12 protein-coding genes are annotated in these 13,815 nt (G+C 35.5%); 6 read left to right on the top strand and 6 right to left on the bottom strand.

Going from position 1 to position 13,815, the window contains the following annotated elements:
- Nucleotides 1–41 precede the first annotated feature (41 nt).
- From ND812_RS05475 to ND812_RS05460, 4 genes are read left to right on the top strand one after another with little or no spacing between them, the layout of a single operon-like run.
- Nucleotides 42–1,895 carry an adenylate/guanylate cyclase domain-containing protein gene (locus ND812_RS05475; RefSeq protein WP_265374612.1) on the top strand — a complete coding sequence of 618 codons (1,854 nt, stop codon included), beginning with the start codon at nucleotides 42–44 and terminating at the stop codon, nucleotides 1,893–1,895.
- Nucleotides 1,892–3,793, top strand: a complete 1,902-nt coding sequence (locus tag ND812_RS05470; RefSeq protein ID WP_265374611.1) for a FecR domain-containing protein — start codon at nucleotides 1,892–1,894, stop codon at nucleotides 3,791–3,793. The genes ND812_RS05475 and ND812_RS05470 overlap by 4 nt, the downstream gene beginning before the upstream one ends.
- Nucleotides 3,790–4,899, top strand: a complete 1,110-nt coding sequence (locus ND812_RS05465) for a hypothetical protein (RefSeq protein ID WP_265374610.1) — start codon at nucleotides 3,790–3,792, stop codon at nucleotides 4,897–4,899. Before ND812_RS05470 ends, ND812_RS05465 begins: the two co-directional genes overlap by 4 nt.
- A gap of 51 nt (nucleotides 4,900–4,950) precedes the next feature.
- Nucleotides 4,951–5,547 (top strand): hypothetical protein, encoded by a 597-nt coding sequence (locus ND812_RS05460; RefSeq protein WP_265374609.1) that lies wholly within the window; start codon nucleotides 4,951–4,953, stop codon nucleotides 5,545–5,547.
- Here the strand turns inward: ND812_RS05460 and ND812_RS05455 are convergent.
- From ND812_RS05455 to ND812_RS05445, 3 genes are read right to left on the bottom strand one after another with little or no spacing between them, the layout of a single operon-like run.
- Entirely contained in the window at nucleotides 5,520–6,626 is a 1,107-nt protein-coding gene (locus tag ND812_RS05455; protein WP_265374608.1) for a DUF1574 domain-containing protein, read from the bottom strand. The genes ND812_RS05460 and ND812_RS05455 overlap by 28 nt on opposite strands.
- Nucleotides 6,627–8,105 carry an MBOAT family O-acyltransferase gene (locus ND812_RS05450; protein ID WP_265374607.1) on the bottom strand — a complete coding sequence of 493 codons (1,479 nt, stop codon included), beginning with the start codon at nucleotides 8,103–8,105 and terminating at the stop codon, nucleotides 6,627–6,629.
- A 1-nt stretch (nucleotide 8,106) separates the two neighbouring features.
- On the bottom strand, nucleotides 8,107–8,607 hold the full coding sequence (locus ND812_RS05445) for an NYN domain-containing protein (protein ID WP_265374606.1): 501 nt from the start codon (nucleotides 8,605–8,607) through the stop codon (nucleotides 8,107–8,109).
- Between the two features lie 51 nt (nucleotides 8,608–8,658).
- Between ND812_RS05445 and ND812_RS05440 the strand changes: the two genes are divergently transcribed.
- Nucleotides 8,659–9,411: an SDR family NAD(P)-dependent oxidoreductase gene (locus tag ND812_RS05440; RefSeq protein ID WP_265374605.1), complete on the top strand. Its 753-nt coding sequence runs from the start codon at nucleotides 8,659–8,661 to the stop codon at nucleotides 9,409–9,411.
- Nucleotide 9,412: 1 nt separating this feature from the next.
- The gene (locus tag ND812_RS05435) at nucleotides 9,413–10,852 is read left to right on the top strand and encodes an FAD-binding oxidoreductase (protein WP_265374604.1); all 1,440 of its coding nucleotides are present in this window, start codon (nucleotides 9,413–9,415) and stop codon (nucleotides 10,850–10,852) included.
- A 122-nt stretch (nucleotides 10,853–10,974) separates the two neighbouring features.
- Here the strand turns inward: ND812_RS05435 and ND812_RS05430 are convergent, their stop codons facing one another.
- Genes ND812_RS05430 through ND812_RS05420 form a run of 3 tightly spaced genes read right to left on the bottom strand, consistent with a single transcriptional unit; the run spans nucleotide 10,975 to nucleotide 13,813 of the window.
- Nucleotides 10,975–12,111, bottom strand: a complete 1,137-nt coding sequence (locus ND812_RS05430; RefSeq protein WP_265374603.1) for an LptF/LptG family permease — start codon at nucleotides 12,109–12,111, stop codon at nucleotides 10,975–10,977.
- On the bottom strand, nucleotides 12,108–13,391 hold the full coding sequence (locus ND812_RS05425; protein WP_322113644.1) for a PP2C family protein-serine/threonine phosphatase: 1,284 nt from the start codon (nucleotides 13,389–13,391) through the stop codon (nucleotides 12,108–12,110). Before ND812_RS05425 ends, ND812_RS05430 begins: the two co-directional genes overlap by 4 nt.
- Nucleotides 13,388–13,813, bottom strand: coding sequence for an acyl-CoA thioesterase (locus ND812_RS05420; protein ID WP_108959945.1), 426 nt, complete (start codon nucleotides 13,811–13,813; stop codon nucleotides 13,388–13,390). Before ND812_RS05420 ends, ND812_RS05425 begins: the two co-directional genes overlap by 4 nt.
- Nucleotides 13,814–13,815: the final 2 nt, after the last annotated feature.

The raw sequence follows: 13,815 nt of genomic DNA, 5'->3' as shown, positions 1-13,815 counted from the left end.
TCCCTAGAGTTTTCGATTGAATTGGTAAAAGTACCAATGATATGAAAACGATTTTGATCAAACTAAGAAACTTATTCGGGAATCAATCAAATACGCCTGGTGAATTCCAGTTCCCGATTCGTTACAAACTGCTGTTAATCACTTCCATTGTACTTTTGATTTCAATGTCTGGAGTGATTTTCCTTGCTTCTTATTTTTTTCGGAAAGATAGTGAAGTAAGAGTAAAAGAAAACAATATCAAAATCAACGATATCCTTTCCTTAAAAGTAAAATCCGACTTACATTCTATTAAACAAGATGTACACATTACAGCTTCAGCTGTATTAAGAAATGCACAATCGGCAAATAGCATTGCAAAAGAATTATTTGAAGAAGATCAAAACTTTGTATTTATTGGTGCATTCGATTCTAGTTTTAATCCAAAATTTGAAGTCGTAAATGATCAATTTTTAGAAAGGTATGATTATCAAAAATCTGAAGTCAAAAGTATAATCAAAAACATCCAACCTAAACTGAAAAAATCATTTAGTGGTACAACTCTTATATGGAACATCAGTCCGTTTTTCCGCAATCCCATCTTATGTATTAGTTTTCCATTGTCTGAAACAAAAGATACACATACCATTCTTGTCACATTAGTGAAGTTAGATAGTTTATTAGATGCATTTCAGACTTCAGGTCCTGTAGAAACATTTTTAGTCAGCGAAGATGGTAGTGTCCTCGCCCACCCTGATGCAAAAGTAGTTCTCTCTGGTATCAATCTAAATGATTTACCTATTGTAGATCGAATGAAAAAATCAACTGTTGATAATGGACAGTTCCGTTATGAAAACAAAGACGGAGAGTCTTATCTTGCATCGTTTAAAAAATTAGGATTTGGTGGGGTAGGTGTTGTATCACAAGTTCGAGAATCCAAAATTTTTGAAGAAGTAAACAATATCCAAAAACGTAATGTTTACCTACTCATTGTTTCACTATCTCTTTCTTTTATTGTAGTCTATATTTTTGCGAAATCACTCTCCACTCCTATTCTAAAATTGGTAGATGCCTCTGAAGAAATCAGAAGAGGAAATTACCACATCACTCTTCATGCAACAACCCATGACGAAATTGGAACTCTCACAAAATCATTCGTTAGTATGGGCCGTGGATTAGAAGAAAGGGAAAAATTAAAAGATTCATTTGGTCGATTTGTAAACCAAGATATAGCAGAACTTGCCGCCAAAGGGAAGTTATCGATTGGTGGTAAAAAAAAGTATTGCACCATCTTTTTTTCAGACATCCGTAGTTTTACTGCCATCTCTGAAAAACTGCAACCAGAAGAAGTGGTTGAGTTCTTAAACCAATACATGACAGAGATGGTTAAATGTGTTCAGGAGACGGGTGGCACGGTAGATAAATTTATTGGTGATGCAATTATGGCAACTTGGGGAGCCCTTCGAGATCACAAAGATCATGCAATTGCTTCTGTGGAAGCGGCTTTACGAATGCGTGATAAATTAATTGAATTTAATCAAAACAGAGGCACGGCAAAAAAACCCATCATTAAAATAGGATGTGGAATTAACACGGGATATGTGATCGCTGGCCAAATTGGAAGTTCCGACAAAATGGAATACACCGTCATTGGAGATTCAGTAAACCTTGCTTCCAGAGTAGAGTCATTTAATAAAGAAACACATACTGATATTTTAATTACAGAATCAACTTACCATGAAGTAAAATCAGAGTTTAATGTTGTGAGTATGGGAGAAATTGAATTTAAAGGAAAATCCAAAGCCCAAAAAGTTTATGCTGTTTTAGGCAAAAAATCGGATGTAAATGCGCCTAAAAATTTGGCTGAGTTACAAAAATTAGTAGGCATTGAAGTCACTACTAAAAAGGGAAAAAAATGAATTTAGACAAACGGGATTCATTTGTTCTACTTAGCCTAACAAGTATTGCGCTATTTTTCAGTGTCTTATTTTACTTAGATTTGAATCGAAAAATTGATATTGGTGATCGTGAAGTTGTAGGAACGATCTTTTTTAAAAACAACATTGTCCAACGTAAATTTGAAGATGAAGTCATTTGGGAAAAACTAGAAAACAATAGTCCACTCATTAATAAAGATACTATCCGTTCTGAAGCATTTTCTGATGCCATCATTCGCTTAAAAGATGGAACGGAGATCAACATTGATGAAAATTCAATGTTTAACTTAGATTTAACGGGTGAAGATCCAAACTTAGAATTTTCAGAAGGATCATTACAGGTAAAAAAGAATGATTCCAATGCAAATCAAATTAAAATCACAAGTTCAGGTAGCGAAATCAATGTTGATTCAGGAAATGTCAAAATTGAAAGAGTGAAAGACCAAGAGTTAAGTCTATTTGTAGAAAAAGGCATAACAACTGTTAAACAGAATGGTAAAGCTTTAGATGTAGAACAAGGGAAAAAGGCTGAATTTAAAAAAAGCGGAATTGAGATTAAAAAAATCCCAGTTGTACTCATCTCACCTCCTTCCCAAAAATTATTTTATGCAGAACCTAATGAAGTAAATGTGACTTTCACTTGGAAAATAGAATCAGGTTATGGGACGCCGACTTTAGAAATCTCGAGATCTCCCAATTTTAAACTTAGGTTTTTTTCGGAACCGGTTACAGATGGCAAAACTATGGTTAGCCTAAAAGAAGGAACTTTCTATTGGCGAATCAAAGTCAAAAATCAAAAAACTAATAGCATTGAATCAAGTGAAACAAATAAACTTTTCGTTTCAAAACTAGAATCTTTTTTGGGAGAATCACCTAATCATGGAACAGTGATCCCCTTTGTGCAATTATATCCGTTGGTCACTGTTTCTTGGACTAAATTGACAACTGTAAATTCCTATCTCTTTTTTCTATCTAATAACAATAGTTTTCAAAATCCAATTAAACGAATTGAAACTTCTGCGAATCAAATTTCATTTGATGATTTAAAAGAAGGAACTTATTATTGGAAGGTAATTGCAAAATCATCATTTCCTGATACGAAAGACCGCGAAACAAAAGTTTATTCCTTTTCCATTAAAAAACAAAACACATTCCCAGCACCTAAATGGCAAAGACCAAATCCAGGTGCTGAAATTAGTTTGGAGGAAATTAAATTAAACCAAGCCATTCTAATATGGGAAGGAAATGCTGAAATTCAATCGTATCATGTTAAAATTGGTAAGGATTCCAAACTTTCGAATGTGCTGATTGGTACCGAAACAAAATCAAATTTTTTAGTTCCCAATTGGAATCAACTTGGCCTAGGACAATTTTATGTAACGATCACCGGTAAAACAAAGGAAGGAAAGGAAACGGAACCTTCTGCGATCCTTAGTTTTACCATTATAGATAAAAAGAAAAAACAGGATACGATTGTAAATATTGAAGAAAATAAAACCCAAACGGTGCAAGAAGCAAAATTAGAAATACTTTCACCAAATGGATCTGTCATCCAAATGAAAGGGAAATCAAGTTTAGACTTCCATTGGAAGTTGAGTGGCATTTCTGCTGACAAATTTGATTTGGTATTGTACCAACATTTCACCGAGAAAAAAATTGCAATTTATAAAACTAGCACAAAGGAATCCCATTACCAACTTAAAGATTTAAGCATATTGGATGAAGGGAGTTTTTCATGGGATCTGAGTGTTTATAAAGATGGAAACTTTGTTTTGTCTCGCAAAGGAAATTTCATTTTAGCACTGGACCAATTAAAATCACTAAAGCCAACTGATATCGAATTTATCTCTCCCAAAAGACTCTATAAAGAAAAAAAATGATTCGATTTAACTTTAAAATATTTGTAATACATTTTTTGTTTGTTTCCTCTTTGTTATCGCAAGAAGGAACAAAACTCATCGCTTGGAAACCTATTGCCGATGCAAATGGATACCAAATTCAAATTAAAGACAAAACAGGAAAGTTGATCCTGGATAAAAAAATTGATACTGCTTATCATTCAATTGAAGAGTTACCTTCTGGAATTTACATGGTACGCACGGCTCCCCTTAATTTGTTCAAAAAACCTGCTGTTTGGTCAGTATGGAAAGATCTAGAAATCATCATTTCGGAACCTCCTCAAATTGTGAAAGAAGTTGAAAAACCTATCATACTTCCAAAAACCGAATCCAAAAAAGAAAAAATAATCTCTCCGATTACCATTGAAGGAGAACATTTCTTAGATGCCACAAAGGTGGATTTAAGTAAAAAAGAAGACCAACTACCAATTGTTAGTAAAGAAGTTAAGTCATCCGAACGCATTGAATTAAAAGTTGATACAACAGAAGCAAAAACCGGTCCATATGATTTAACTGTTACAAATCCATACCAAAAACCCAAAGTAGTCAAAAATTTTGTGCAGGTGGAAGTTCAAAAATCGGAAACAAAACAAGAGAACCTAGAAGAAATCAAAAAGAACGAAAGAGTCAGAACTGTTCCAGAATCAACAACACAAGTCTCAAATAACCAAACAATCAATGTAAACAATACGAACACTCAGAAACAAAAAGTAAGTCTTCCCAAAGGAAAACAATTTCGAGATTTTTCTTACGAAGAAATGATGCTGTTTTTAGAATCAGATGTTGCAGTGAATTGTAAAAACACTAAAATTCCTGCATTCACTTTAGGTGAGTGTCACAAAACATATGTTATACTAAATTTTTCAAGTGAAGACAATCAATCGGTTTTTGAGTTTTACAAATTAGTAAGCGAAAACGAAACCAATCGTATCAGCGCCTATCGATACTTTTCAAGTCATTGCCATCCAAAATTCAGGCCTGCTATCGAAAGAATGGAACTTCAATGGAAAAATAGAACCAATTTGGATCCAGAAGAACGCCAATCATTGGCAGAAGAATTGCCAAAATTTCGTACTTGTTCGAGATAAAATAGATATCTTTTGCTTGTAATGAATTCAATTTTTAGTCCAATGAATGCAATGAGACATTCGTTTTATCTACTCCTCGGAATTTGTTTTTTAAGTTTGCAAACTTTACATTCCGAACCTTCAGTCCTAAGCCAAAATGTGAAGGAAGTAACCACTCGTATCCAAGACTTAGCACTTTACCCCACCCTTTCAAAAAAGAGACTCTATGGTGCGGTTGCAAAAGGTGGAGCAATTCGATTTGAGTTGAAGGCCGGAGAATCTTCCCCGCAATCCATTGGCATCGGTGTAGCAACTGATGGTAAATTAAAAGAATGGATATTAACAGTTTATTCCGGAAGTGGACAAAGTGAAAACTCAACAATCCTTCGCAAAGAGAGAATTGAAGGAGAGTCCCAGTGGGTGTTTGAATTACTCGCCCCTCCTGATGAAATCACGATCGAAATCCAAAATGCCAATTCAGAAACGCCAGTAGCAGTCGTGGAAATCATCCATGGTTATTATTATGGTTATTCTGTTGATAAGGAAAACCACAACAAACCACAATCCCAAAATCCGACTAGACCCAACCCGACGGAACCAGAAAAACTTTCTCCAAATGACATTCAGAATCGTACTGAGTTTTACCGAGCTCCCATCACCAAAGATTGATTTAAGTTTTTAAAAATATAGTCGGTGTAATCATTATAACACGATGGTGACATGTGACCTGCATCACTAAACTCGTTGCAGGTGTATGTAGGATCATCATTCATATTCCAAAATGGGATTCCATTTTGTTTGTGGTATTCCACGATACGCGGATACCAATCTTCATAAACAGTTCCCTCTTTGTTCTCTGCTACTGATACTTTTAAATGCCTTATGTGATCCATATAAGGTAAAGATAACCTAACCCAAATGACAGCCGAAGGAACATTTAACTGTTTCGCTAATTGTAATGATTGGTCTGTGAAACTCAATATATTCTCAGAAAATCGGAATGGAACTAGATAAGAATGAAAATCACCAATGGCTGATTTTTTTAATAATTCTGGTGGAAGGACTGCTTGGTGTGTCCCTGGAGTCATCGCAGAACCTTTCCCCTTTTTCAAATTTGCCATAAGATTATTACGCAAACTTCTATAAGGATACAACAAAGTGTCTTTATTTTTGGCTCTTGTGATGATAACTTCCAATTTAGGACGGTATTGATATGCACGGAACATACGTTTTGCGATTAGTGTTGATATCTCATCAGTTGAAAATTTGGAAAAATGTTTTAGTACAAATGAAACATTGAGCCCATTGGTTAAGGTTTCATCCACTTTTAAGGTGGCAGTAGAGTTAAACATTTCTACAGAATGATCAAATAAAAAGAATTCCGGTTTTACTTCATCCTTTGCAAACTGCTCCATCCATTGTAATACGTAATCCGGTTTCCCGCCAGGAACAGAAAAATTAAACATCACCCAACCAGGGTACTTTTTATGAATGTATTCGTTATCAAAAAGGAGAGCTCTTGAATTTCCAAAGTAGACAATCACCTTATCTCTATCTTTGAGTTTTAAGTATTCTTTTAAGTCTTCATATAATTCGTTTTTTTGGATGTAATTGATATCAGACAAAGATTTTGAAAAATATGTATGAACATTTTCCAAAACCAATAATTTATCTAGACAAAATGTTAAAAAAACAACTAAAAATGGGACTAACAAATAACGATTTCGTATTAAATCCAAAGTTTCCACCTAAAAGCGATAATAGATAAACTCGCCACCATCTTGTGATAATGTGGCTAACAAAAAGATTGTGATGATACCGAGTGTTGGAACCAACCAAACATCATGTTTACGAATTTTTTCCCAAAATTCAGGAAAGTATTGTAGATGATGAAAGAATAATACTGCAAACGAAGTATAAAATATACGTTCCAAGTTTTCAATATGTAAGTATTTAAAAGAAGAACCTTCACCTAATAATGATGTTGCAGAAACAAGCCAATGATTGGAAGTTCCATCTAACAAGCGCTCTAAACTATGAGAAAAATGTGTGAAAATTCCATAAAAATGATCCACCATATTCGTTGCATTATTGGAACGAAACATGAGTCCTGAAATGGAAAATAAAACAAATACAATCATTGCTTTCAGTACAATTAAAACTTTGTTTTTTTCAGGTGTTAATTTGAGTCCTAATTTCCCTTCTAAGAAGCGTTCACCTGCTAAAATCACACCCCAATAAAATCCCCAGCAGATAAAAGTATAATCAGCTCCATGCCAAAATCCACCCAATGTCATTATGATAATTAAATTGAGATATGTTCTTAGTTCACCTTTCTTAGATCCACCTAACGGGAAATATATATAGTCACGTAACCAAAAGGAGAGGGTGATATGCCATCTTTTCCATAACTCCCGACCTGATGTTGAGAAAAAAGGTGCCTTAAAGTTTTCAGGAGTTTCAAAACCTAAATACAATGCAACTGACCTTGCCATATCGGTAAGACCCGAAAAATCACTGAATACCTGAATGGAATAACAAATTCCAGCAATGAACAATGAAAAAGAATCATAATCCGATGGAGAATTAAATACAGGTGAAATTGTAAGAGACATTGGATCAGCAACTAACACCTTCTTAACGAGACCTGACATCATCAAGTATGATGCTCGATACATCTTTTCTTTGCTAGGTGTGAGTTTGTCTAAGTTTGGAAAAAAATCTGACATCCGCATGATTGGTCCTGCAATTAATACAGGAAAAAATGCGACAAACAAGAAGTAGTCTTCCACTTTCACAGTGGGAAGATTAGGATTTCGATACGTGTCTACCGCTGCTGCAATGACTTGGAAGGTATAAAAACTGATCGCAAGCGGAAGTGCAATGTGGATAAGATTTGGAACTTGTTGGAAAAAAGGATAACTTGTTAGATCAGCAAGTACCTTACTAAAGAAATAGACATACTTAAAAAAACCTAAATTGATCAAGTTAAGTGAAACTGTAAGCCCCACCCAAAAACGAGTCGGAGTCGATTGGATCTTACGATACAGAAGGTAATTGACCGTTATGACTACAAGGAAGTGAACCGTAAGTGCTAATGAGAAATATGCATAAAAGCAAATCCCGGCGAAAAGAAGAAAACCCTTACGAAATTCTTTGGGGATGGCCCAATACAAAAGGTAAACGACAGAAAAGAAGATTAAAAATGGTATTGAATTGAACAACATATCAAGGAAGGAATTGTCTCTCCCAGTAATCGCTTTCCGAACTAGGTGTCAATCCTTCTTTCAGGTGGTTAAATTCGGTCTCATCCACTTCTGTTTCCCGTTTGACCCATTCCGCATAAAACTCTTCAGAAGTTTTACGTTTTACCCTTAACCTTCTTGCATAACTTAAGATCTCTTTGTCTGAAGTTACCACCAAACATTGAGAAGGTACTTGACAATAGTTTAAATACCCAATGATGAGTTCGTCCGCTTTTTTTTCATGACTGTAATGGATGGAAAATCCTTCCCACTCCTCGGAATAACATTCAGAAAGTAACTCCTTCTTTCCGTCAAAAAAGATGAGAACTTTGCGTTGGTTTAGGTCAGGAAAATGGCGTTTTAAATGAACGAGTAGTCCACTTCTAGCATCTAGGAGACGGTATTCCCCCAAACAAAATGCCAGGTCAGGAAATTTATACATCAAATTCATCCCGTCGATCAGGATTCTCTCATTTACGGGCACAACCCTATTGAAACCACTTGCCAGATTCGATTAAACCAAAAAAACGTAAACATGGGGAAAAAAATAATCGTCGTCGGTGCCTCGAGTGGGATCGGAAAAGCCATTGCTGAACAAGAATTGAACGCTGGGTCCTCCGTGGTCCTTTTAGCGAGAAGGGAAAAATCCCTAGAGTCCATTGCCAAAAAAGCAAATTCCTCCAAAGAGAAACGAGCCTTCCCTTTGGTCTTTGATGTGACTAAATTTGTGACAGCAGAAAAAACCTTCCAAAAAGCTGTCTCACTCCTTGGTGGTGTGGACGAAGTCTATTTTGCATCTGGTGTGATGCCGGAGATTGGAAAACAAGAATACAATGTAAGTAAAGATTTAGAAATGTTAAACGTTAACCTTCTGGGAGCTGTTGCCTTTTTAAATCCTGTTGCTACTTTTTTTACCAAACAAAAATCAGGAAAGATCATTGGAATCTCTTCTATTGCGGGAGAAAGAGGCAGGAAAGGAAATCCTGTTTATAACACTTCCAAAGCGGGTCTCAATACTTATTTAGAAGCACTACGAAATCGTCTATCAGAAGTAAATGTCCAAGTAACAACGATTAAACCAGGGTTTGTCAAAACTGAAATGACGGATGGTTTGGTTTTACCGGAAAAAGGTTTACTCAAAGCAATTACTGCTGAAGAAGCAGCCGAAAAAATTCGAGCCATCGTTGCGAGTGGCAAAGATGAAGCTTTTGTTCCCGGCATTTGGGCACTTGTTGCTCTTATCATTCGAAACATTCCCAACTTTATTTTCAAAAAACTGAGTATCTAATATGGTTACAAAAAAAACAAAATCCATCCCTAACATAAAAGTCCCAATGAAAGAAAAGGTAGAAGCATGGGGAATGAGTTCATTTTCCATGTCACCGGTGTTTCGACCAGAAACAGAGGAAGAAATCAAAGAACTTTTTGTTTGGGCGAACCAAACTGGCACCAAAGTAGCGTTACGCGGAGGTGGATGTAGTTATGGTGATGCATCAACCAATACAGATGGAATTGTTTTAGATTTAACTCGTTTTAATAAAGTATTAGATTTTAACTTAAAATCGGGTGTGATGACGGTCCAATCTGGAGCTCGTATCAAAGACCTTTGGGAAACAGGGATCGAAAATGGATTTTGGCCACCTGTTGTTTCTGGAACAATGATGCCAACTCTCGGTGGTGCTCTTTCCATGAACATTCATGGAAAAAATAATTTTAAAGTGGGAACCATCGGCGAACACATCAAAGAATTTACCTTTTTAACGGCAAAAGGTGATATCCTAGAATGTTCTCCTAAAAAAAATTCGGATCTATTTTATTCTGCCATTTCCGGCTTTGGTATGTTAGGTTGTTTTTTGACAGTACAAATCAAAATGAAACCAATTTATTCAGGAAAGATGAAAATTGATCCCGTGTATGTACGAAACTTCGATGAATTATTTGCTTATTTTGAAGAACACTACAAAACCGCAGATTATTTAGTGGGTTGGATTGATGCATTTGCATCTGGAAAATCATTAGGCCGTGGTCAAATTCACAAAGCAACCAATCTAAAAGAAGGTGAAGACCCAGATTTTCCAGGGAATTGTTTGTTAGAAAGACAACACCTTCCTTCCCGTTTATTTTATGTGATTCCTAAAAAATGGATGTGGATCCTTATGCGCCCATTCAGCTTTAATTTTGGAATGAGGATGATCAATTTAGCAAAATGTATCGCAAGCATTCTGGTAAACAACAAAGCGTATTACCAAGGTCATGCGGAGTACGCATTTTTACTAGACTATGTTCCGAATTGGAAATTTGTCTACAAACCTGGTTCAATGATCCAATACCAAGTGTTTATTCCAAAAGAAAACGCCAAACAAGCATTCAGTGAAATATTCACAAAATGCCAAGAACGCGGTATCGTGAATTACTTATCAGTTTTCAAAAAACACAAACCTGATCCATTCCTTCTCACACATGCGGTGGATGGATTTTCAATGGCGATGGATTTTCCTGTAACAAAAGGGAATCGTGAAAAACTTTGGTCTCTTTGTTATGAACTTGATGAGATTGTCTTAAAACACAAAGGAAGATTTTATTTTGCAAAAGATTCTACTCTCCGCAAACGTGTGATGGAATCTTATTTTCCAAAAGAAAATTTAAAGAAGTTTTATTCTTTAAAGAAAAAATATGATCCAAAAGGAATTTTACAAACAGATTTGTACAAACGAGTGTTTTTAAGTTAATCTTATTTTCACACGGAATCAGAATCAACAAATCAAACTGAAACCACATACCTACTTCTATTTGTTAAAATGCAAATGGAAGTAGCGTTTGATTCTAAATTCACAAGCCTTCGAATTGTGATTTAAATATTCATCCTTCGGTAGAGGAAATAAGCTGCGTAAGTGAAAATTACAGGAGTGATCCACATCCCGATCCAAATCGGCAATGCTCCATTTTCTGCTAATGTTTTAGCAGTTGAATTTAGAATATAGTATAACAACACCACAGCAATCGTGAGTCCAAGGCTTGCAACACCTGCAGAACGTTTTGTGATCGCACCGGCAAGTGCACCAAGTGTTACAACCACAAAGGACATAAGTGGCATCGCAAATGCCATATGTTGTTGTACGATCACATTCCGAAAGGGAATCCCTTTGGTAATTCGTGATTCAATTTCATCAGCGAGTTCAAAAAAGTTCATTTCCTCTGGATTTCGAACTGGTTTTGAAAAGTAAGCTAAATCCTCAACAAAATCATATGTTTTTTCCGCATATTTGGTTCTTGAAACCAGTTCTAAATTTTCATTGAATCTAACTTCTTCTGCGTCATATAAAACCCAACTATGCGGATTTGGAATGAATTTTGCTTTTTGGGATGACACGGTGTAAGTAGGAAATCCATCAGGAGTCATTTCAATATAATTAAATCCTCCCTTAACTGTGTTTTCCTTTTCATCAATCCAATATACGTAATAAAATCCTTTTTTACCTTTGATATGCAATTGATAGACAAAATCGATTAACCGATTGGAACCTTTTGCCATAATGCTAAATTCTATTTGTGCTTTTTTATTCGCAGGAATCACAACGGTTTGCCCAAACAATGTCATGATGAGCCACATGGCGATACCAAAAAATAAAATTGGTGTGATGATTCTAATGAAGGACACACCTGCAACCATCATTGCCACTAGTTCCTTATTCACGCTAAATTGTCCGATGACAAAACAAACGGAAAACATGAGAGCTGGTGCTACTACTTGATCTACCATTGATGGCAAAGAATACAGAACATGTAAGTATACATGGGACTGATTCACTTTTGAAGAAACTAAATACTTCATCACATCTGTGAATTTATAAATGACAATCATCGATGTTAACATGATTAATGTGCCAATGAAGGTTTTGAAAAAATCAAAAAATAAATATCTGTCGAGAGTTCGAAAAGGGATAAACTCTCGTTTGAACCAGAGAAACGGTGTTAAAATAAGGTTCATTGTATTTCCAATAATAACATACTCATATCATCCGAAATGCGTTTCGCGGAAAATGACATTGAGTCTTCATAAATAGCATTTAAAAATTCATCACCTTTTTTGTCAGAATGATTTTTGATGGAATCAAACAAATGTTCTTCACCATAGATTTCACCTGATTCGTCAAAGACCTCCAAAATTCCATCGGAATACAATAAAATCCTATCTCCTGATCCAAGTGTGATTTGGTAGTTTTTTAGGTTTGGTTTGAGAAAGGAAACAATGAGTGTTCCTAGTCCTTCTAAAAACTTTGGTCCATTTTCTTTTTGGATATGAATGATTGGAGGATGGCCTGCTATCGAATATTTAATTTCTTTTGTTTCTAAATCCACAAACAAAACACAGGCACTTATATGATTGTTTGGTACTAAACTTTGTAAATCATCATGTATTGCTTTCAAACATTCGGATGGTTGGTTTTGGTTCCCATGGATTTTAAAGGCCAAAACTGCCATCGCAGACACCATTGCTGATGCAATTCCATGACCCGATACATCCGCAAAAAATAATGCCATTTTGCCATCTTCTCTTTCAAAGTAACTGATCGCATCTCCTCCTACTTGGTCAAAGGAACGAAAAAAAGAATAAAATTTGATCCCCTTTTTTTTGGGCCAGTCGGTTGTGACTAAATTTGATTGGGTTTCATTTGCTAATTCCAATTCACTTAACATTCTGTCTTGGAATTTTTTAAGTTGGGATTCTGAACTTCTTAACTTTTCAACAGAACTCAGCCGTATATTTAGCGTTAGGTATGAAACCAAAGCAGGAGTGATAATTGCAGATAAATATAAAGACAAGTCGACTTGCTGATCTTTAGTATAAATTCCAACTAATATCCCAAATGAAGTAACAGTGCCCAGATAGGAAACAAGTGAACGTCTGTCCACAAAACTCACACCAATACAAGAGAGAACCAAAATCATTCCAACCAAATATCCGATGTATAAAGAGTTCCAATACAATAGGATTAAAGAGTGAGCACTCATTGTATAAAAAAATACCAACATAATGGTTTGGATATTTTTTCGTACCCAGCTTACAAAATAGGTAGCAACGAAAAATGAAATTGTAATGGAAGCATGGATCACTCGAATCCACTTAGGGTCGTATAATCCCAATTCATCGACAGGGGCAAAGATTCCAAATCCGATAAAACTAGAAAACACAACAAGGCAGATCCTAGATATTTTTAGAACCTCATCATCTAATTGGAATCGATCTTGAATTGATTGTAACATCATACCAAATTAGAATTTCCAAATTTTGTTTTGAAATGTTCAGGTAATGCAGAAGGTTTTTGCAATGAGAAATCAAACCAAACAAAGGAAGCATTCCCTGTTAAAACACATTCATTTTCTTCATTCCACATAGAACAAATCACAGAGAAAGCTCGAGACGAAATTGCATTCACTTCAAGAGTGATTTCCAAGGTGGCAGGGAAAACAACTTGTTTACGATAATCCATATCCAAATGGGTGAGTACTGGACCTGCTTTTACAGGTTTTAATGGAGAATCCCATAATCCTTCTTTTGTAAAATAATCTGCTCTTGCAGACTCAAAGTAACGAACGTAGGTGACATTGTTGACATGGCCAAAAGCATCCATCTCTCCCCAGACCACTTGTTGTGTGAATTTATGTTTGTACTTAGATGGTTTTGACATGT

This window comes from Leptospira limi (assembly GCF_026151395.1).
Taxonomy (GTDB): Bacteria; Spirochaetota; Leptospiria; order Leptospirales; family Leptospiraceae; genus Leptospira_A; species Leptospira_A limi.
The sequence above is the reverse complement of the archived record's forward strand: the minus strand, read 5'-3'. Positions and strand labels throughout refer to the sequence as shown.

What these genes read in the sequence shown, in the direction of transcription:
- ND812_RS05475 (WP_265374612.1), top strand. Translation starts at nt 42, where the DNA reads ATGAAAACGATTTTGATCAAACTAAGAAACTTATTCGGGAATCAATCA.
- ND812_RS05425 (WP_322113644.1), bottom strand. Translation starts at nt 13,391, where the DNA reads ATGATGTTACAATCAATTCAAGATCGATTCCAATTAGATGATGAGGTT.
- ND812_RS05465 (WP_265374610.1), top strand. Translation starts at nt 3,790, where the DNA reads ATGATTCGATTTAACTTTAAAATATTTGTAATACATTTTTTGTTTGTT.
- ND812_RS05470 (WP_265374611.1), top strand. Translation starts at nt 1,892, where the DNA reads ATGAATTTAGACAAACGGGATTCATTTGTTCTACTTAGCCTAACAAGT.
- ND812_RS05440 (WP_265374605.1), top strand. Translation starts at nt 8,659, where the DNA reads ATGGGGAAAAAAATAATCGTCGTCGGTGCCTCGAGTGGGATCGGAAAA.
- ND812_RS05460 (WP_265374609.1), top strand. Translation starts at nt 4,951, where the DNA reads ATGAGACATTCGTTTTATCTACTCCTCGGAATTTGTTTTTTAAGTTTG.
- ND812_RS05420 (WP_108959945.1), bottom strand. Translation starts at nt 13,813, where the DNA reads ATGTCAAAACCATCTAAGTACAAACATAAATTCACACAACAAGTGGTC.
- ND812_RS05435 (WP_265374604.1), top strand. Translation starts at nt 9,413, where the DNA reads ATGGTTACAAAAAAAACAAAATCCATCCCTAACATAAAAGTCCCAATG.
- ND812_RS05430 (WP_265374603.1), bottom strand. Translation starts at nt 12,111, where the DNA reads ATGAACCTTATTTTAACACCGTTTCTCTGGTTCAAACGAGAGTTTATC.
- ND812_RS05450 (WP_265374607.1), bottom strand. Translation starts at nt 8,105, where the DNA reads ATGTTGTTCAATTCAATACCATTTTTAATCTTCTTTTCTGTCGTTTAC.